The organism is Sphaerisporangium sp. NPDC051011 (genome assembly GCF_040653595.1).
In the GTDB taxonomy this organism is placed as follows: Bacteria; Actinomycetota; Actinomycetes; order Streptosporangiales; family Streptosporangiaceae; genus Sphaerisporangium.
In genome coordinates, this window is the sequence record NZ_JBFAGG010000001.1 from 67,597 (window position 1) to 86,838 (window position 19,242).

16 protein-coding genes are annotated in these 19,242 nt (G+C 72.6%); 5 read left to right on the plus strand and 11 right to left on the minus strand.

The window, feature by feature from the left end; all coding sequences use genetic code 11:
• Positions 1–164: 164 nt before the first annotated feature.
• From AB0H21_RS00350 to AB0H21_RS00390, 9 genes are all read right to left on the minus strand, one after another.
• Positions 165–1,775 (minus strand): cation acetate symporter, encoded by a 1,611-nt coding sequence (locus tag AB0H21_RS00350; RefSeq protein WP_358509272.1) that lies wholly within the window; start codon positions 1,773–1,775, stop codon positions 165–167.
• Positions 1,768–2,100, minus strand: a complete 333-nt coding sequence (locus tag AB0H21_RS00355) for a DUF485 domain-containing protein (protein ID WP_358509274.1) — start codon at positions 2,098–2,100, stop codon at positions 1,768–1,770. Before AB0H21_RS00355 ends, AB0H21_RS00350 begins: the two co-directional genes overlap by 8 nt.
• Positions 2,101–2,286: 186 nt before the next feature.
• On the minus strand, positions 2,287–4,017 hold the full coding sequence (locus AB0H21_RS00360; protein WP_358509277.1) for a cation acetate symporter: 1,731 nt from the start codon (positions 4,015–4,017) through the stop codon (positions 2,287–2,289).
• 16 nt (positions 4,018–4,033) lie between these two features.
• The gene (locus AB0H21_RS00365) at positions 4,034–4,414 is read right to left on the minus strand and encodes a hypothetical protein (protein ID WP_358509280.1); all 381 of its coding nucleotides are present in this window, start codon (positions 4,412–4,414) and stop codon (positions 4,034–4,036) included.
• A gap of 58 nt (positions 4,415–4,472) precedes the next feature.
• Positions 4,473–5,258 (minus strand): LytTR family DNA-binding domain-containing protein, encoded by a 786-nt coding sequence (locus AB0H21_RS00370; RefSeq protein WP_358509283.1) that lies wholly within the window; start codon positions 5,256–5,258, stop codon positions 4,473–4,475.
• A gap of 131 nt (positions 5,259–5,389) precedes the next feature.
• Positions 5,390–6,583 (minus strand): histidine kinase, encoded by a 1,194-nt coding sequence (locus AB0H21_RS00375; protein WP_358509286.1) that lies wholly within the window; start codon positions 6,581–6,583, stop codon positions 5,390–5,392.
• Between the two features lie 11 nt (positions 6,584–6,594).
• Positions 6,595–7,116: an HIT family protein gene (locus AB0H21_RS00380; RefSeq protein ID WP_358509289.1), complete on the minus strand. Its 522-nt coding sequence runs from the start codon at positions 7,114–7,116 to the stop codon at positions 6,595–6,597.
• 91 nt (positions 7,117–7,207) lie between these two features.
• The gene (locus tag AB0H21_RS00385; RefSeq protein WP_358509292.1) at positions 7,208–8,728 is read right to left on the minus strand and encodes a HAMP domain-containing sensor histidine kinase; all 1,521 of its coding nucleotides are present in this window, start codon (positions 8,726–8,728) and stop codon (positions 7,208–7,210) included.
• Positions 8,725–9,465 carry a response regulator transcription factor gene (locus tag AB0H21_RS00390; protein ID WP_358509295.1) on the minus strand — a complete coding sequence of 247 codons (741 nt, stop codon included), beginning with the start codon at positions 9,463–9,465 and terminating at the stop codon, positions 8,725–8,727. The genes AB0H21_RS00385 and AB0H21_RS00390 overlap by 4 nt, the downstream gene beginning before the upstream one ends.
• 542 nt (positions 9,466–10,007) lie before the next feature.
• On the opposite strand from AB0H21_RS00390, the gene AB0H21_RS00395 reads away from it, so the two are divergent.
• The 4 genes from AB0H21_RS00395 to AB0H21_RS00410 all read left to right on the plus strand — a co-directional run bounded on the left by AB0H21_RS00395 (position 10,008) and on the right by AB0H21_RS00410 (position 13,635).
• Positions 10,008–10,988 (plus strand): ferredoxin reductase family protein, encoded by a 981-nt coding sequence (locus AB0H21_RS00395; protein WP_358509298.1) that lies wholly within the window; start codon positions 10,008–10,010, stop codon positions 10,986–10,988.
• 40 nt (positions 10,989–11,028) lie between these two features.
• A complete protein-coding gene (locus tag AB0H21_RS00400; RefSeq protein ID WP_358509301.1) occupies positions 11,029–11,577 on the plus strand; it encodes an FMN-binding protein in 549 nt (182 codons plus the stop codon).
• Positions 11,577–12,353, plus strand: coding sequence for an FAD:protein FMN transferase (locus AB0H21_RS00405; RefSeq protein WP_358509304.1), 777 nt, complete (start codon positions 11,577–11,579; stop codon positions 12,351–12,353). Before AB0H21_RS00400 ends, AB0H21_RS00405 begins: the two co-directional genes overlap by 1 nt.
• A 73-nt stretch (positions 12,354–12,426) precedes the next feature.
• Positions 12,427–13,635, plus strand: coding sequence for an aminotransferase class I/II-fold pyridoxal phosphate-dependent enzyme (locus AB0H21_RS00410; RefSeq protein WP_358509306.1), 1,209 nt, complete (start codon positions 12,427–12,429; stop codon positions 13,633–13,635).
• A gap of 16 nt (positions 13,636–13,651) precedes the next feature.
• Here AB0H21_RS00410 and AB0H21_RS00415 read toward each other — a convergent pair whose 3' ends face one another.
• Both AB0H21_RS00415 and AB0H21_RS00420 read right to left on the minus strand, forming a co-directional pair.
• On the minus strand, positions 13,652–14,590 hold the full coding sequence (locus AB0H21_RS00415; RefSeq protein WP_358509309.1) for a YegS/Rv2252/BmrU family lipid kinase: 939 nt from the start codon (positions 14,588–14,590) through the stop codon (positions 13,652–13,654).
• Between the two features lie 131 nt (positions 14,591–14,721).
• Complete coding sequence (locus AB0H21_RS00420; protein ID WP_358509312.1) at positions 14,722–17,493, minus strand: M6 family metalloprotease domain-containing protein; 2,772 nt, start codon at positions 17,491–17,493, stop codon at positions 14,722–14,724.
• Positions 17,494–17,821: 328 nt separating this feature from the next.
• Here AB0H21_RS00420 and AB0H21_RS00425 point away from each other — a divergent pair, with 328 nt between their 5' ends.
• Entirely contained in the window at positions 17,822–19,180 is a 1,359-nt protein-coding gene (locus tag AB0H21_RS00425) for an FAD-linked oxidase C-terminal domain-containing protein (RefSeq protein WP_358509315.1), read from the plus strand.
• The last annotated feature ends 62 nt before the right edge of the window (positions 19,181–19,242 follow it).

A 19,242-nucleotide genomic window follows, 5' to 3' on the forward strand; every position in this document is an offset into this window, starting at 1 on the left:
ACAACGCGCCGCCTTTACAAAGTAGATCAAAATGGACGAACACGGCGAGACCCGGTCGCGGGCCTCGTGAGAGGGAGGGGGTGCCCGCGACCGGGCCTCGGGCGGCGGCGACGAGGGTCGCCGCCGCGGGACCGGCGGGCCGTGGCGGCGGCCCGCCGGGGGCGTCAGTGCGAGGTGGCCTTCTCGGCGCCCGCGCCGGTGAGGGAACGGACCTCCATCTCCGCGTACTTCACCGAGTCGTACCGCTTGCTCAGGACCGTCCCGAGGTAGCCGCACAGGAAGCCGATCGGGATCGACACCAGTCCGGGGTTCTCCAGCGGGAACCAGTGGAAGTCGACGTCGGGGAACATCGCCGTCGCCGACCCCGACACCACCGGGGAGAAGATCACCAGGATGACGGCGGACAGCAGGCCGCCGTAGATCGCCGAGACCGCTCCGGCGGTGTTGAACCGCTTCCAGAACAGGCTGTAGAGGATCGCGGGCAGGTTGCCGGACGCGGCGACGGCGAAGGCCAGCGCCACCAGGAACGCGACGTTCAGGCTCTGGGCGAGGATGCCGAGCCCGATGGAGACGGCGCCGATGACCAGGGCCGAGATCCGCGCCACCGTGATCTCCTGCCGCTCGGTGGCGTTGCCCCGCCGGAAGACGTGCGCGTACAGGTCGTGGGCGAAGCTGGACGAGGAGGCCAGCGTCAGGCCCGCCACGACGGCGAGGATCGTCGCGAAGGCGACGGCGGCGATGACGGCGAGCAGGATCGTGCCCCCGACGTCGCCGAACAGCAGCTGCCCGATCTTCAGGGCGAGCTGCGGGGCCGCGGTGTTGCCGGCCTTGTTCTGGTCGGCGATGGCCTTGCTGCCCACCAGCGCGGCGGCGCCGAAGCCGAGCACCAGGGTGAACAGGTAGAAGACGCCGATGATGCCGATGCCCCACAGGACGGACTTGCGGGCGTCCTTGGCGGTGGGCACGGTGTAGAAGCGGATGAGGATGTGCGGCAGGCCGGCCGTGCCGAGGACCAGCGCGAGGCCCAGGCTGATCAGGTCGAGCTTACCCGCGAGCCCCTTGGCCTCGACGCCGTACTTGAGCCCGTGGTTGAGGAACGCGTCCCCCTTGCCGCTCTGCTGGGCGGCCGTGCCGAGCAGGTCGGACAGGTTGAAGCCGAAGTGGCCGAGCACGAGCAGGGTGATCAGGGCGGCGCCGGCCATCAGCAGCACGGCCTTGACGATCTGCACCCAGGTGGTGCCCCTCATGCCGCCGACCACCACGTAGATGATCATCAGCAGGCCGACGACGACGATGGTGAGGGCCTTGCCCGCAGTGGAGGTGATGCCGAACAGCAGGCCGACCAGCGCGCCCGCGCCGACCATCTGCGCGAGCAGGTAGAAGATGCTGACGACGATGGTGGAGACGCCGGCGGCGGTGCGGACCGGGCGCGGGCTCATCCGGAAGGCCAGCACGTCGGCCATCGTGTACTTGCCCGAGTTGCGCATCAGTTCGGCGACGAGCAGCAGCGCCACGAGCCAGGCGACCAGGAAGCCGATCGAGTACAGGAACCCGTCGATTCCGGACAGGGCGATGATGCCCGCGATGCCGAGGAACGACGCCGCCGACATGTAGTCGCCGCCGATGGCCATGCCGTTCTGGAAGCCGCTGAACGACCGGCCCCCCGCGTAGTAGTCGCTGGCGCTGCGGTTCTGCCGGCTGGCCCAGAAGGTGATGGCGAGCGTGGCGGCGACGAAGAGCACGAAGAGCGTGATGGACAGCGCGTGGTCACTCACCGCGCACCCCCTCGATCTCGCCGCGGAGCTTGTCGGCCAGCGGGTCGAGTTTCCTGTCGGCGTGCCGCGCGTACAGCCAGGCGATCAGGAACGTGGAGACGAACTGCAGGGCCCCGAAGATGAGCGCGACGTTGATGTCCCCGAGGACCTTGGTGCCCATGAACCCGCGCGCCCACGCCGACAGCACGACGTACAGCAGGTACCACACGAGGAAGGCCACGGTCACCGGGAAGGCCCAGTTGCGGTAACGCCGGCGCAGCTCCTGGAACTCGGCGCCGGCCTGCACCTGTTCGTACCCGGAGGATTCATCTTGTCTAGTGGTCACGTGACCTCCCACATGGTGACTTGGATCACGCTCACCGTAAGAGGATCGTGAGGAGCCGCGAAGGGCGCCGGGCGGCGTTCTCGCCAAGCCGCCCCGACCCATCGCTCACAGGGGGCCGCCTTGCGACGAAAGGTTCGTTACACGCGACGAGCGGTCCGCCGGCGCCGGCGGGTCGAGCGCGGGCGCTCACGTGGAGCGCGGACGCCAGTCGCCGCGGTTGACGTCCAGCGTGTCGGGCGCGTGCAGCCGCACCATCGTACGCGCGACGCCCCGCGGGGTGCGGCCGGGGGTGAGCAGCGAGACGGCGATCATCACGAGGAACGAGATCGGCACCGTCCACGCCGCCGGCTGGGCGAGCAGCGCGCCCGCCCAGCCCGTCGTGGGACCCCCGGCGATGACGGCGAACCCGGCGCCGCCGGCCAGCCCGCCGCCGATGAGCAGGCCCGCCATCGCGCCGGTGGTGGTCAGCCTGCGCCACCAGATGCCGAGCACGAGCAGCGGGCAGAACGAGGACGCGGCCACCGCGAAGGCGAAGCCCACGACGTCGGCGACGGCCAGCGAGCGGGCGACGGTGGCGAGCACCAGCGGCACGCTGATCGCCATGAGCGTGGCGGCGCGGAAGGACGGCACTTCCCCGCGCAGGATGTCCTGCCCGATGACGCCCGCCACCGACACCGCGAGCCCGGACGAGGTGGACAGGAACGCGGCGAACGCGCCCGCGGTGACGAGCGCGGTGAGCAGGTCGCCGGCCATGCCGCCGACCAGCCGCCCGGGCAGGGTGAGCACGACCGCGTCGGTGCGCCCGGTCATCAGCAGCTCGGGCGTGTAGAGGCGGCCGAGGAAGCCGTAGATGGCGGGCATCAGGTAGAAGGCGCCGAGCAGGGTGAGCACGACGAGCGTCGTCCTGCGCGCGGCCCGCCCGTCGGGGTTGGTGTAGAAGCGGACGAGCACGTGCGGCAGGCCCATGGTGCCGAGGAACGTCGCGAGGATCAGCGAGTACGTCGCGTACACCGGGTGCTCGCGGCCGTGCAGCGGCAGCGCCCACTCGTGGTCGCTGAGCACCGGCAGGTCCGCGACGTGCGGCACGGGCGTGCCGGCGGGGAAGGTGACGGTGGTGTCGTGGGCGATGCGGTGCGGGCCGGGGCCGAGGGCGACGGGCTCTCCCCGGACGGCGCGGCCGTCCACCTGTCCGGTCGCGGTGACCGTCACGGGCCGCTGGACGCGCACGGTGACGTCGGCGCCGACCGCGACCGTCACCGCCTCGGCGAACACCGGCGGGACGTCCCCGTGCGGGGCGGGGCGTCCGGCGTGGTTCCAGGCGAGCAGCAGGAACGCCACGGGCAGCGCCAGCGCGGTCAGCTTGAGCCAGTACTGGAACGCCTGGACGAACGTGATGGACCGCATGCCGCCGGACAGCACGTTGACCCCGACGACGACGGCCACCAGCAGGCCGCCGACCCACGCGGGCGCGCCGGTGATCTCGCGGAACACCAGGCCGGCGCTCTGGAACTGCGGCATGAGGTAGAGCCAGCCGATGAGGACGACCAGCACGCTGGCCACGCGGCGCACGGCCATCGACTCCAGCCGGGCCTCGGCGAAGTCGGGCAGCGTGTACGCGCCGGAGCGGCGCAGCGGCGCCGAGACCAGCACGAGCAGCACCAGGTAGCCGCCGGTCCACCCCACCGGCAGCCAGAGCATGTCGGCCCCGTAGGCGAGGATCAGCCCGGCGATGCCGAGGAAGGACGCCGCCGAGAGGTACTCGCCGCCGATCGCCGAGGCGTTCCACAGCGGCGAGACCGTCCGGGAGGCCACGTAGAAGTCGGAGGTCGTGCGCGACAGCCGCAGCCCGAACGCGCCGATGAGGAGCGCGGCCACGACCACGATCAGCACGGCGGTCAGGCCGAGCCCGGCGCTCACCGCGCCCGCCCAGCGCTCACTCGCGCTCGACCAGGTCGGCGAAGTGGCGCTCGTTGCGCTCGGCGCTGCGCACGTACAGCCAGGCCCCGGCGACGAACGCGGGGTAGATCAGCCCGGCGAGCACCACCCAGGGCAGAGGAAGGCCGAGCAGACGGGCCTCGCGCAGCGCGGGGACCAGCATGAACAGCAGTGGCAGGCCGCCGATCAGGCACGCGAGCACCGTGCACACGAACAGCGCCAGCCGGAACTGGGTGCGGATCAGCGAGCGCATGTAGACCTCGCCGAGGCTGGTCTGCTCGTCGATCTCCATCGTGGCCGGGTACCGGGGGCGGCGGGCGGCCCGGGTGCGCGGGCTGGTCACGACCTCGCGGCGCGGCGGGCCTTTGTGCGGCGTCATCGCGGCGTCACTTCGCCCTCATCCGGCCGCGTCCGGCAACATCCGGTCTCATCCGGCGTCATTCGGCACGGCCCTTGCGGGCGCGGCGCACCAGCAGGTCGCGCAGCTCGCGCGTATGCCGGCGGCTCACCGGGATCTCGGTCTCGCCGATGCGCACCGTGCAGCGGCCCGAGTCGATGTGCAGCTCGTCGATGTGCTTGACGGCGACCAGGTGGCTGCGGTGGACGCGGACGAACCCCGCGCCGGCCCAGCGTTCCTCCAGGGCGGCCAGCGGGATGCGCACCAGGTGGCTGCCGGTGGGCGTGTGCAGCCGGGCGTAGTCGCCCTGCGCCTCGACGAAGCGGACGTCGGAGCTGGCCACGAACCGGGTCACGCCCGCCAGCTCGACGGGGATCGTATCGGCGTCCGGGGTGGCGCGGCCGGGTTCCTCCGGGAGCCGGGGCCCGGGGACGGCGGCGTCGGGGACGGCCGCGCACACCCGGCGGATCGCCTCGGCGAGCCGCTCCGGCCTGACCGGTTTGAGCAGGTAGTCCTCGGCCTTGATCTCGAAGGCGTCCACCGCGTGGTCCTCGTACGCGGTGACGAACACGACCCGGGGCGGGCGGGCGAACTGTGTGAGCAGGCGGCCGAGCACGACGCCGTCCAGCCCGCGCATGCGGATGTCCAGGAACACCGCCTCGATGGGCCGGCCGTCGGCCATGGCGCGGTCCAGGATCTTCAGCGCCGAGGCCCCGTCGCGCGCCGTCGCCACCTCGCCGATGCGGGGATCGGCGCGCAGCAGGTACGCCAGGTCCTCCAGCGCCGGCTGCTCGTCGTCCACCGCCAGCACGCGCAGCGCGGTCACGTCACATCCATTCGCCGGTCAATTCTGAGGAATGTTTTTCGAGCGTGATGAATCCTGGCCGGGAAGTCAACCGGTCGCGGCCCGGACCTGCGCATACTTCGATAACTATCCGGAGACGGAGGCTCGGCCGGCTAGACCGAGACGCCCTGCCGGTACTTCGGCAGCCGGACGCTGACCTTGGCCCCCGCGCCGAGCGCCGTCTCCACCACCAGGCCGTACTCGTCGCCGTACACCTGGCGCAGCCGCTCGTCCACGTTGGCCAGGCCGACGCCGCTGGTGCCCGACCGCTCGTCGGGGTCGCCGGCCAGGATGCGCCGCAGCCGCTCGGGGTCCATGCCGATGCCGTCGTCCTCCACGCTGATGCGGCACTCGGCCCCGGCGTCCTCGGCGATGATCGTGATGTGGCCGACGCCGGGCTTGCCCTCAAGGCCGTGCCGCACGGCGTTCTCGACCAGCGGCTGCAGGCACAGGAACGGGACGGCCACCGGCAGCACCTCGGGCGCGATGCGCAGCGTCACCAGCAGGTGGTCGCCGAAGCGGGCGCGTTCCAGGGTGAGGTAGCGGTCGATCGAGCGCAGCTCCTCGGCGAGCGTCGTGAAGTCGCCGTGGCGGCGGAAGGAGTAGCGGGTGAAGTCGGCGAAGTCGAGCAGCAGCTCGCGGGCGCGCTCGGGGTCGGTGCGGACGAACGAGGCGATCGTCGTCAGCGAGTTGTAGATGAAGTGCGGGGAGATCTGCGCGCGCAGCGCCCGCACCTCGGCCTCGATCAGCAGCGTGCGCGAGCGGTCCAGCTCGGCGAGCTCCAGCTGCGAGTCGACCCAGGTGGCGACCTCCTGCGTGGCGCGGACCAGTCCCGCCGAGGCGTGGCCGCCGTACGCCGCGAGCGAGCCGACCACCCGCTCGTCGGTGGTGAGCGGCACCACGACGGCGTACCGCACCGGGCACTCGGGCAGATCGCAGGCGACGGCCTCGGGGCCGAGCACCTGGATGCGGCCGTCGCGCAGGGTCTCGGCGGCGTGGGCGAAGGCGTCGTGCGCGTGGTGCTCCCCCGCCCCGTCGTACACCAGCAGTTCCTCGCCGCTGGTGATCGCGATGGCGGGCGAGCCGAGCAGCTCGCGCAGGTAGCGGGACGCCTTGAGCGCGCCGGCCGCGGTGAGCCCGGCGCGCAGGGGTGGCGCGGCCAGGGACGCGGTGTGCAGCGTCTCGAAGGTGGCACGCTCGGCGGGGCTGGTGCCGAGCTCGCGCCGGCCGCGTAGCATGCGCCAGAGCACGACCGAGGGAACGCCCAGGAGGACCAGCACGACGGGGACGGCCAGCAGCGGTTCCACGCGGCCGCAGCCTACTCCACCTCGAGGCCCGGGGCCTGCCCCGTTCCCCGCATCTCGGCGGCGACCTTGGCGGCGTAGGCGGCGGCCTCGGCGTCGTCGGCGTACTTCGTCCGGGGCCAGAAGAAGCCGCGCAGGCCGTCCTTGCGGTTGCGGGGGACGATGTGCGCGTGCAGGTGCGGGACGCTCTGGCTGATCTTGTTGTTCATCGCCACGAACGTGCCCGCCGCCCCGAGGCCCTCCTCGACGGCGCGCGCGAGCTCCCGCACCCGCGTGAAGAACGGGCCGACCGCGTCCACGGGCAGGTCGGAAAGGGTCTCGACGTGCGTCCTCGGGACGACCAGGACGTGCCCCTTGAACACCGGGCGCGCGTCGAGGAACGCCACGGCGACGTCGTCGGCGTGGACGACGTGCGCGGCCAGCGTCCCGGCGGCGATCTCGCAGAACGGGCAGCCCGGCACGGTCCCGGCGGGGGCGCTCGACTCGCGCAGCGTGCGCTGGAACAGCCGCTGCTCCTCGTTCGGCTCGAAATCCATGGACGTCCGACTCTCCTCGCTGTGGCCGCCGCGCGGGGACGGCTCACCCGGCCCATGGTGTCACGCCGCCGCGAACGAACAGAACCGCCCGTCAGGGGTGCGGAGCGGGCCCCGGCGCGGGGAGCAGGATGCGGAAGACCGTGCGGCCGGGGCGGCTCTCGGCCTCGGCGGAGCCGCCGTGCGCGGCCACCACCGCCCGGACGATCGCCAGCCCGAGCCCCGTGCCGCCCGAGGCCCGTGACCGGCCCTGGTCGGCGCGGACGAATCGCTCGAAGACCTCCCCCGCGAGCTCCTCGGGGAAGCCGGGCCCGTCGTCGGTCACCGAGAGCTCCACCCGCGTCCCGTCCGCCGCGGCGGCCGCCCGGACCCGCACGGTGATCAGCACGGTGGTGCCCGCCGGGGTGTGCCTGCGGGCGTTGTCGAGCAGGTTGGCCAGCACCTGGTGGAGCCGGTCGGCGTCCCCGCGGACCATCACCGGCTCCTCGGGCAGGTCGAGCCGCCAGCGGTGATCGGGCCCGGCCACGCGGGCGTCCCCGGTGGCGTCCAGGACCAGCCGGGTCAGGTCGACCTCGTCGCGCAGCAGCGGGCGCCCGGCGTCCAGGCGGGCGAGCAGCAGCAGGTCCTCGACGAGCCGGCCCATGCGCACGGACTCGGCCTGGATCCGGTCGAGCGCCCGCCCGACCTCGGGCGGCACGGGGCCGGGGTGGCGGCGGGCCAGCTCGGCGTGCCCGCGGATCGCGGCCAGCGGCGTGCGCAGCTCGTGGCCGGCGTCGGCGGCGAACGTCCGCAGGCGCTGCTCCACGGCGTGCCGGCGGGCCAGGGCGTCGCCGACGTGCTCCAGCATCCGGTTGAACGCCGCGCCCACCTGCCCGACCTCGGTGCGCGGGTCGGTGTACGGGACGCCGTCCGGCAGCGCCACCTCGCCGTCGGCGAGCGGCAGCCCGGTCACGACCCGCGCGGTCGCGGCCACCCGGCGCAGCGGGCGCAGTGCCGCGCCCACCCACAGGGCCCCGGCGACGCCGGTGACGACCAGGGCGACGGCGAAGACCACGGCCTCCACGGCCTGGAGCCGGTGGACGATCCCCTCGGCCTCCACGAGCGGAAGCCCGGTGACGAGCTTGTCGCCGTCGGCCCCGGGCACGGCCATCAGCCGGTAGTCGCCGAGCCAGGAGAGCTTGACGCTGCGCCCGCGCCCGTCCGCCGGCAGCCCGGCGAGCTTCGCGCGGTCCTCGGCGGAAAGGGTCGGCACGGCCCCGGCGGCCGAGACGTCGTCCATGTCGCGCTGGGGGCTGACCACCCCGGCGTGGGTCACCGTCCCGTTCAGCACCCGCGCGCCGAAGGTGCCCGCGGCCTGGCCGCGGGTGTCGCCCCCGGCGGCGTACCGGTCTTTCCCCGGCTGGGCCGCGGAGTGCTCGAGGCTGGCTGCGAACCTGCCCCCGGCCTGGGCGAGCTGGTGGTCGATGCCCGAGTGCAGGGAACGGCTCAGGGCGAGGACGCTGGCGATGCCCACCGCCGCGCAGGCGCAGGCCAGAAGCACCAGCAGCCCGGCGATCAGCCGGCCCCGCATGGTCGCCGGTAGCCCGCGCACCCGCCGTGCCCGCGCGGGGATCATCCGGACGCCGGTTTGATCACGTACCCGACGCCGCGGACCGTGTGGATCAGCGGGGGCGCCCCGGCGTCGATCTTCTTGCGCAGGTAGGAGATGTACAGCTCGACGACGTGCGCCTGCCCGCCGAAGTCGTAGGACCACACGCGGTCGAGGATCCGCGCCTTGCTGAGCACACGCCGGGGGTTGCGCATGAGGAAGCGGAGGAGCTCGAACTCGGTCGGGGTCAGGTCGATCAGCTGCCCGGCCCGGGTGACCTCGCGCGCGTCCTCGTCCATGACCAGGTCGCCGACGACCAGCCTGCCGCCCTCGCCCGCGCGGGCCATGCCGGCCCGCCGCAGCAGGCCGCGCAGCCGCGCGAGGACCTCCTCCAGGCTGAACGGCTTGGTCACGTAGTCGTCGCCGCCCGCGGTGATCCCGGCGATCCGGTCCTCCACCGCGTCCCTGGCGGTCAGGAACAGCACGCAGACCTGGGGGATCTCCGCGCGCAGCCGGCGCAGGACCTCCAGGCCGCCTATGTCGGGCAGCATGACGTCCAGGACGACGGCGTCGGGCGTGAACTCGCGGGCCGTCCTCAGCGCGGACGCGCCGTCGCCGGCCACCCGCACCTGCCAGCCCTCGTAGCGCAGCACCGCGCTCAGGACCTCGGCGAGGTCGGGCTCGTCGTCGACGACCAGCACGCGCACGGGCGTGCCGTCGGGGCGTACCAGCCCCGTGACCGGGGGTGCCGTGATCTCCTCCATGGTGACTTCCAGGGTGCCGTCCGCACCGCAACGCACCCTATGCGATTCCTCTGAGAATCCTCTGAACGGCCGTCCCTGAGAGAAAACGCAGAGATTGTGCTGGCACGGTGGCCGGTGAACCCGACGAAGGGAGCATTTCGTGACCACCATCGACGTCGGCCGCCGGGGACAGGCGCGCGGGCGGCACACCCCCACCCCGGGCCGGCCCCGGGCGCGGGCCGTACGGCCGGGCGCCGCCGCGAGGGTGACCCTGGCGCTCATCGGCGCGGGGGCGGCGGCCGTGGTGGCGCTGTGGTGGGCGGACACCCCCGTGGTGGCCGGGGCCGGCGACTGGCTGACGAACGCGGGAAGGATCAGCGGGCTGCTGGCCGGGTACGCGATCGTGGTGCTGCTCGCGCTCATGGCGCGGGTCCCGGCGCTGGAGCTGAGCCTCGGCGCCGACCGGCTGGCCCGCTGGCACGCAATGGGCGGGCGGTACACCGTCGGTCTCGCCGTGGCCCACACGCTGCTGATCATCTGGGGCTACGCCGTCACCGGCCTCGGTGGCGGCCCAGACGGCGAGCCTGGTGCTGTCGTACCCCGACGTGCTGAAGGCGACGGTGGCGGTGCTGCTGCTGGTCGGGGTCGGCGTCATCTCCGCCCGGGCCGTCCGGCCGCGCATGCGCTACGAGACCTGGTTCCACCTGCACTTCTATACGTACCTGGCCGCGGCCCTGGCGTTCGGCCACCAGCTCTCCGACGGCGCCGAGTTCGCAGGGAACCGGCCGGCCCAGATCGCCTGGTACGCGCTGTACGGCGGGGTGGGGGCGCTCCTGGTCTGGTACCGGTTCCTCACTCCGGTGGTGCGTGCCTTCCGGCACCGGCTGCGGGTCGCGCACGTCGTGCGCGAGGCCCCGGACGTCGTCTCCGTCTACATCACCGGCCGCCGCCTGGGCGAGCTGCGGGCCGAGGCCGGGCAGTTCTTCCGGTGGCGGTTCCTCACGCGGGACCTGTGGTGGGCGGCCAACCCGTACTCCCTGTCGGCCGCGCCCTCCCCGCACGAGCTGAGGATCACGGTCAAGGACCTGGGCGACCATAGCCGGGCGCTGGCCCGCCTGCGGCCGGGGACGCGCGTGGCGGCGGAGGGCCCCTACGGCGCGTTCACCGCGGGACGGGCGACCCGGCGCAGGGTGCTGATGATCGCGGGCGGGGTGGGCATCACGCCGATCCGGGCGCTGTTCGAGACGGTGCCGGGCGAGGTGACCCTGCTCTACCGGGCGAGCGGCCCGCAGGACGTGGTCTTCGCCGGCGAGCTGTCGGCCATCGCCGCCGCGCGCGGCGCCACGGTGCGTTATCTGGTCGGCCCGCGGGCGCGGACCGGCGACCCGTTCACGGCGGAGGCGCTCACCGCGCTGGTCCCCGGGCTGCGCGACCACGACGTCTACCTGTGCGGGCCGCCCGGCATGACGGCGGCCGCGGTGGCGGCGCTGCGCCGCGCCGGGGTGCCGCGCCGCCGCGTCCACCACGAGTCGTTCGAGTTCTGACCGACCGCCGGCCTCCGGCGTCCCGACCTGAGGAGATCCCATGCGCAGAGCCGTTCTCGCCGTGCTCGTCACGGCCGCCGGCCTGGTGCTGCTGTTGTCCTTCAAACCCCACGACGTGGCCTCCGCCGGTCGTCCGCCCGCCGCCATCGCCCCGGTGACGGTCCCCTCCCGGGACGGCGGCGGATCCGGCTCGTCCGGAAGCGACTCCGGGAGCGATTCCGGGAGCGACTCCGCGGGCGATTCCGGGAGTGATTCCGGGACGTCGGCGGGCGGCTCCGGCCCGACCCGGAGCGGCTCCGGCACCTCCGCGCGCTCCCGCACGGTGACCGGGGCCGCCGTCGACACCCGCTGGGGCCCGGTCCAGGTGCGGATCACCGTCGCGGGCGGGCGGATCTCCGCGGTGGAGGCCGTGGTGGTGCCGGACGCCAACCCCCGCGACCGGGAGATCAACTCCGTGGCCGTGCCGATCCTCACCCGGGAGGCGCTGGCCGCGCAGAGCGCCCAGATCGACACGGTGTCCGGCGCGACCTACACCAGCGACGGCTACCGGGGCTCCCTGCAGAGCGCCCTGGACAAGGCGGGCCTGTAGTGCGGCACGTCGAGCACGTCATGGGCACGGTCTTCTCCTTCGACCTGCGGCACGAGCCGTCCGGAGCGCTGCGCGCCGCCCTCGCCGCGGCGGTGGGGCTGCTCCACCGGGTGGACGAGGTGTTCTCGACCTACCGCGCGGACAGCCCGGTCAGCCGCCTCAGGCGCGGCGAGATCACCCTGGCCGAGTGCCCGGACGAGGTCGCGGAGGTGCTGGCGCTGTGCGAGGAGGCGGCGGCGGTCAGCTCCGGATACTTCACCGGCGCACCGGGCGGGCGGCTCGACCCGTCGGGCATGGTGAAGGGATGGGCGGTGGAGCGGGCGTCGGCCGTCCTTCGCGCGGCGGGCGCGACGCGGCACTGCGTCAACGGCGGCGGCGACGTACGGGTCTCGGGCGAGCCGGAGCCCGGCCGGCCGTGGCGGGTGGGGGTCGCCCACCCGTGCCGCCCCGGGGAACTGGTCACCGTGGTCTCCGGCCGCGACCTGGCCGTGGCGACGTCCGGGACGGCCGAGCGCGGCCCGCACATCGTGAACCCGCGCACGGGTGCCCCGGCGACGGGCCTGGCGTCGGTCACCGTGGTCGCCGAGACGCTGACCAGGGCGGACGCGATGGCCACCGCGGCCTTCGCCATGGGAGAGGCGGCCCGCGGCTGGGCCGAGCGGCAGACGGGCCTGGAGGCGTTCGCGGTCACGGCGTCGGGGGCCATGTGGTGGACGGGCGGCTTCCCTCGCTACGGCCTGGTGGGAGCGGCACAACCGTCAAAACCTATGCTATGACCTGATCTACCCGCGAAACCGACGGTTACCGGGCCTCCTGCCGGGTCCGACGGCCCCCGGCGAAAGGATGATCATGACCAGCACAGGCGGCGGCCACGCGGGCCCTCTGTCCGCGTTCACCCTCGACCAGCTCCGGGAACGGCGCAGCTTGAAGTGGCGGGAGTACCCGCCGGAGGTGCTGCCGCTGTGGGTGGCGGAGATGGACACCCCGCTCGCCGAGCCGATCGCGGCGGCGCTGGCCGAGGCCGTCGGCCGGGGCGACACCGGGTACGCCATCGCCGGAGGGCTGCCCGAGGCGTTCGCCGGGTTCGCCGCGCGCCGCTTCGGCTGGCGGCCCGACCCGGCCGCGATGCGGCTGGTGCCGGACGTCATGGCGGGCATCCTCGAGGCGCTGCACCTGGTCACCGAGCCCGGGGACCGGGTCGTGCTCAACACCCCCGCCTACCCCCCGTACTTCCACTGGCTGCCCCGCGTCGGCCGTCAGGTCGTCGAGAACCCGCTGGTGCTCACCCCCTGCGGCTACCGGCTGGACCTCGCCGCCCTCGAGCGCGACTTCGCCGCCGGGGCCTCGGCCTTCCTGCTGTGCAACCCGCACAACCCCACCGGCGTGGTCTTCGGCGAGGAGGACCTGCTGGCGCTGGCCGCCCTCGCCGACCGATACGGGGTGCGGGTGGTCTCGGACGAGATCCACGCCCCGCTCGTCTACGACGGGGCCCGGCACGTGCCGTTCGGGTCGCTGGACGCCACGGCCGCCGCGCGCTCGATCACGCTGGCCTCGGCCTCCAAGGCGTGGAACCTCGCCGGGCTGAAGGCGGCGCTGGCCGTCCCCGGCGCGGAGGCCCGCGCCGACGTCGCGCGCATCGCCCCCGAGGTGGCCGACGGCGCCGGGCTGCTCGGCGTGATCGCCTCGGAGGTGGCCTTCACCGCGGGCGAGCCGTGGCTGGAGGAGCTGATGGCCGATCTCACCGCCAACCGGGCGCTGCTCGGCGAGCTGCTGTCCGAGCGGCTGCCCGAGGCCGGGTACCAGCCGCCGCAGGCGACCTACCTCGCCTGGCTGGACCTGCGCGCGCTCGGGCTCGGCGACGACCCCGCCGAGTGGTTCCGGCGGCGGGGCGACGTCGCGGTGTACCCCGGGCCGAAGTTCGGGGCCCCCGGGCGCGGGTTCGCCCGGTTCAACTTCGCGACGTCCCCCGAGCGGGTGGCCGACGCGGTCGGCCGGATGGCGGCCTCGCTGGCCGGTCGTCCCCGCGCCGGCGCGAGCGGGACCCCGGCACGTCCCTAGCCGCCGTGCCCGCCGATCAGGTGTCGACGAAGCGCGGGGGCACCATCACCCGCAGTCCGTTCGGGATCGTGCGGATCGTCAGCGGCGTGCGCAGGCGGACCTCGCCGTCGACGTCGGCGGCGATGGATGGCTCGGTCTCCAGCAGCATCTCGCCGCCGGTGACGAACGGCCCGCCCGCCAGGCTGCGCCAGCGCCCGCCCGCCGCCCGCACCATCGTCTCGGCGATCAGCCGGAGCCGCTTGCCCGAGCCGAGCTGGTAGGCGACCAGGCGGCGGTTGTCGATGCTGATGTCCCGGGCGATCTGCCAGCCGCCGTGGTAGCGCCCGTTGGCGATGTTGAGCTGGTGGGTCAGCAGCTCGTGACGCCGGCCGTCGACGGTGATGAAGGCGCGGAAGGGCTTGTGCCCGGGCAGGACGGCGAGCGCCGTCAGCGGGTAGGCGGCTCGGCCGAGCGCGCGCTTGAGCCAGGGCTTCACCGTTCCGGCGACCTCGACCGACACCCCGAAGCTGGCGAGGTTGGCGAAGGGGCGGTCGCCCGCCATGCCGAGGTCGATGTCGGCGACCTTGCCCCTGCTGAACACCTTGACGGCCTGGGCGAGGTCGAGGGGCAGGCCGAGGCTGCGGGCGAAGTTGTTGGTGGTGCCGAGCGGCAGCACGCCGAGCGCGACGTCGCGGTGGGCGACGTGCTTGACGGCCTCGCTCAGGCTGCCGTCGCCCCCGCCGACCACGAGCAGGTCGGGCCGCTGGTCCAGCGCCTCGTTGATCGTCTGCGGGAGCCGCGACGGATCCATGACCGCGTACGACCGCAGCGGGCGGAACCCGTCGGCCTCCAGCAGCCGCAGCGACGCGAAGTAGCTGTGGCGCCCCTTGCGGGATCGGGTGTTCACCACCAGGACGGCCCGGCGCAGGTCGCGGATCGCCGCCGTGTGCTCCGCTTTGCTCCGCAGCTCGCTCACCGATCTTCCGTCCTTAGCGTTTCCGGGGGGACATGCCGTGCAGTCGCGAAAGGTCCTGGACAGCGTACGGGACGGGCACGGCGTTGCCGTACCCGTCCCGTCGGCCTTATGGCTGGGTTACTTCGGGGGTGTTACTTCTTCGGCGCGGTGAACTGCGCGATCACGCCGAGGTTGCCCGGCAGCGGGGCGAGGAGCTGGATCTTGACGCCGAGCTGCTTGCCCTCGTCACCGGGGTTGCCGGAGCCGAGGGTGAAGCCGTTGATGTCCTCCCCGTACAGGTCGGTCGCGGGGGTGCCGTCGGGGTTGACCACGCGCAGGGAGTACGGCTCGTTGTTCTTGGACGGGACGACCGCGGAGCCGTCGCGGAACCGGTAGAACAGGCCCGTGTCGCGGCTCTCCAGGCCGGGGTACCAGCCCTTGGCGTCGGTGAACGTGGCGACCGGGTTCTGCGGCTGGAACTGCGTGCAGTACTCGGTGAACGCCGCGCCCTCGATGCACTCCTTGAAGGGGTACGTCTTGATGAAACCGAAGGCCGCGTTGGAGGCCTGCGGGCGGGACGGGATGTTCTTCAGCGTGCTGGTGTCGATCGTGGCCGCCTCGCCGGTGCGGCGCAGCGGGTCGAAGTGGGAGTCCACCAGCAGGAGCTGGCCCTTGGAGCCCGGGGACGGCAGCTCCCAGACGTTGCTCGCCGGGTTGTTGTAGCCGAGCGAGGCGTCACGCAGCCACACGAGCATGCCCGGGGCGTTGTAGCGGACCTTCTCGACCTTCCACGCGCCCTGGCGGTTCCAGGTCGTGTCGTAGGTGTAGTTCAGGCCCTTGTCGAAGCCGTCGAGGTTGCGCCACTCGGCGAGGTAGTACTGGGCGCTCTTCAGGAAGCCCGGGTGCTGCACCCAGCCCGCGCCGGTGGTGTCGACGAAGGTGCCCTTGACGGCGGTCCAGCCGGCCGCGCCGGACTCGACGTCGTCGCTCCAGACGGTGCTGCCGCCGCTGACGACCGAGAAGTCGTCGACGAACCAGCCGCGCTGGTTGGCGGCGGCGTCGGTGGCGTACCGGAGGCGGAGCTTGACGTTCTGGCCGGCGAACGGAGCAAGGTCGGCGTAGTAGTGCTGCCAGCCGCCGGAGTCGCCGGTCAGGCCGTACTTCTTGTTGCCGTAGTCCTTCAGCCGCTTGTTCGGGTCGGCGTAGCCGTCGTCGGTGGAGACGAGCGCGCCGTCCGCGCCGTAGATCTTCTGCTCGTTCCAGGTCGTGCCGCCGTCGGTGGAGACCTCGACGAAGCCGAAGTCCCAGTCGCCTTCGATGGTGTAGTCGTTCCAGAACCAGAACCTGGTGTCGGCCCCGGCCGGGACGGCGATGTCGCGGGTCAGCTTGACGTCGGCCCAGTCCTGGTCGTTGCTCGCCCAGTAGACCTTGGTGCCGCTGTGCGGGGTCGTGAGCGTGACGTCCTTGTCCGGCAGGTTGACCCGGACGCCGTCCTCGGTGAGCTTGGGCGTGCGCGAGGACTGGCCCACGGTGACGAGCTTGGTGCCGTCACCGGGGTTGAGGACCTTCGGGTTGGCCCAGCCGAGCACCCACTTGTCCCACAGGCCCATGTGGATCGGCATGGACTGGAAGATCGGGCCGGAGTGGGAGCCGGTGGACATGAGGTCCCAGAACTCGACGTCGCTGTCACCGGAGCCGGTCGCGTCGTAGAGGTCGGGCAGGCCGAGGTCGTGGCCGTACTCGTGGGCGAACACGCCGACACCCGAGTTCTCCGGCTGCACGATGTAGTTGGAGATCTTGATCGAGGTGCCGGGGATGGTGTAGCCGCCGGGGATCGCGCTGGAGTGGGCCCAGATCGCGAAGGTGCCCTGGGCGCCGCCGCCGCTGGACTTGTCCTCACCGGCGTGGACGAGCACCAGGTGGTCGATCACGCCGTCGGGCTCGTTGTAGTTGCCGTCGCCGTCGGCGTCGGAGGTGTCCTCCTGGTCGTAGTCGGCCCAGGGGAAGTTCGGGTTCGCCTTGACCAGCTCGTTCACGGCGTCCACGCCGAGCTGGGCGGCGCCGCGCGGGTTGTCGGGGTGGCCGGAGGAGTCCTGGATGGCGGCGTGGCAGGCGCCGGCGCCGTACCAGGCCTCGGAGTGCGGGACCTTGATCCAGCCGATCGCCTCACCGGTGACGGTGTAGGCGCCCTTGGACATCTCCTCGTACATGTTCTTCATGGTGTAGCCGGAGATGTCGATGCCCGGCTTGCCGTCACGGGGGTCCTTCAGGTCCGTGCGGACCCGCTGGGTGATGCCCGTGCCGGAGTAGAGCATGTTGTTGTAGTGGGCGTTGTTGAAGTCCGCCACCCACATGGAGTTGTTGTCCTTGCCGCCCCCCGCGGCCAGGGCGGGGTTCGGGATCGTGTTGTGCAGCGGCCCGTTGATCTTGGTACCGGGCGGCTCGGTGACGCAGTCGTCCGCGTTGGCCGTCGACTTCGGGTGGCTGAACCCGGAGAAGTCGTCGTTGGCGTTCTCGTTGAACTCGACCAGCAGCGTGAGCAGCTTGGCCTTGTTCGTCGTCTTCGCCTTCTTGTACAGGAACTCGTAGGGGTTCTTGCCGGTGTGGACGGCCTGGCGCTCGTGCTTGGCGAGCTCACGCGCCGCGACCGGGTTGCCGTCGGCGAACTTGTGGTCGATGTCCTCGACGGTGGGGGTGCCCGCCCGCCGCTTACCGGTGGCGGTGTCCACCTTCTCGTCGGACTTCGACGCGGTGTCGCTCTGCACCCGCGGCGGCGCGTAGTTGATGTAGTAGTCGCTCGCCTTGGGCACGTACCTGGCGACCGTCGTGTCCCCCGACGCCGCGGCGCCCGTGACCGCGAGGCCGGCGGCCGCCAGTCCCACGACCGGCAGCACGGCGACGAGCCGCCTGATTTTACGTGACAACAGGATTCCTCCTCCGCCCGTGGCCGGGCTTCACCCGGGTTCACCGGGCGACGTCCAAGGCGCGCCGGGATGGACGCGCCAGCAGTGGAGATCCGGTGCGTCCACCATGGAACGCCCCAGAATCGGCAAAGCGGACGTTAGAGGAAAAAGTAAAGTTACAGTAAAGTCGTCCGAGGATGTTGTGAAATTGTCATACGGATCGGACGGCGGGGGCGGGGTTTGCGGCTTCCGGGACGTCCACTATCCCCTTTACCGGCGCACACGACTAGACATATCGCCCCTTGCCCTGATTGGTCGGGTTTTCCAGGGAGAACGTACAGTCACAGGCGTGAACGCTCTCGCTGACCTGGTCGACGCCCTCCCCGCCGGACGAGTCCTGACAGATCCAGACGTCACCGGCTCCTACGCCCGCGACCAGACCTTCCTGGTGCCGGGCACCCCGCTGTGCGTCGTGACAGCCCAGACCCGCGACGATGTCGTCACGACCCTGCGCTGGGCCACCGAGCACCGCGTGCCGGTCGTCCCCCGGGGCGCGGGCACCGGGCTCGCGGGCGGCGCGACGGCCGTCGACGGCTGCGTGACGCTGTCCCTCGCGCGCATGACCGCCATCCGCGAGCTGTCCCCCGCCGACGAGATCGCCGTCGCCGAGCCCGGCGTGATCACCGCCGACCTGGACCGCGCCGCGCGCGAGCACGGGCTGATGTACGCCCCCGACCCGTCGTCCTACGAGATCTCCACCATCGGCGGCAACCTCGCCACCAACGCGGGCGGGCTGCGCTGCGTGAAGTACGGCGTCACCCGCGACTCCGTGCTCGGCCTGGAGGTCGTGCTGGCCGACGGCAGGGTCATCTCGACCGGGCGCCGCACCATGAAGGGCGTGACCGGGTACGACCTGACGGGCCTGTTCGTCGGCTCGGAGGGCACGCTCGGCGTGATCACCTCGGCCACCCTGCGGCTGCGCCGGGCCCCCACCCTGCCGCCGGTCACCATCGCCGCCGAGTTCCCCTCGCTGCGCGCCGCGGGCGACGCCGTGGCCGCCATCGTCGCGGCCGGGTGCCGGCCGTCGCTGCTGGAGCTGATGGACCGCAACACGCTCAAGGCGATCGACGACTGGAAGAACATCGGCCTCGAACCCGGCGTCCAGGCCATGCTGATCGCGCAGGCGGAGGGCGACACGCCCGGCGACGCCGCCGAGATGGCACGGCTGTGCGAGCGGAACGGGGCAGGCTTCGTGGCGGTGTCCTCAACGCCGGAGGAGACCGAGGAGCTGATCGGCATCCGGCGCCTGGCCTACTCCGCCAAGGAGCGGCTCGGGGCGTGCCTGGTGGAGGACGTGTGCGTCCCCCGGTCGGTGCTGCCGGACATGATCTCCGCGGTCGAGCGGGCCGCCGTTCGCCACGACGTGCTGATCTGCACGATCGCGCACGCCGGGGACGGGAACCTGCACCCGGTGTTCGTCTTCGACCGGAGCCTGCCCGAGCCGCCGGAGAACGTCTGGGCGGCGGCCGACGAGGTCTTCCACGCCGCGCTCGACCTCGGCGGCACGCTCACGGGCGAGCACGGCGTCGGGCTGCTCAAGCGGCGCTGGCTCGGCCTGGAGAACGGGCCGGTGGTGAGCGAGGTCCAGCGGGGGATCAAGCAGGTCTTCGACCCTTTGGGCATTCTGAACCCCGGCAAGGCCATCTGACGCGGAACTGACCATGAACCCCCGGTATCACGTGTCTCGCTGGTAGCGTTCTTTCGCAGAAC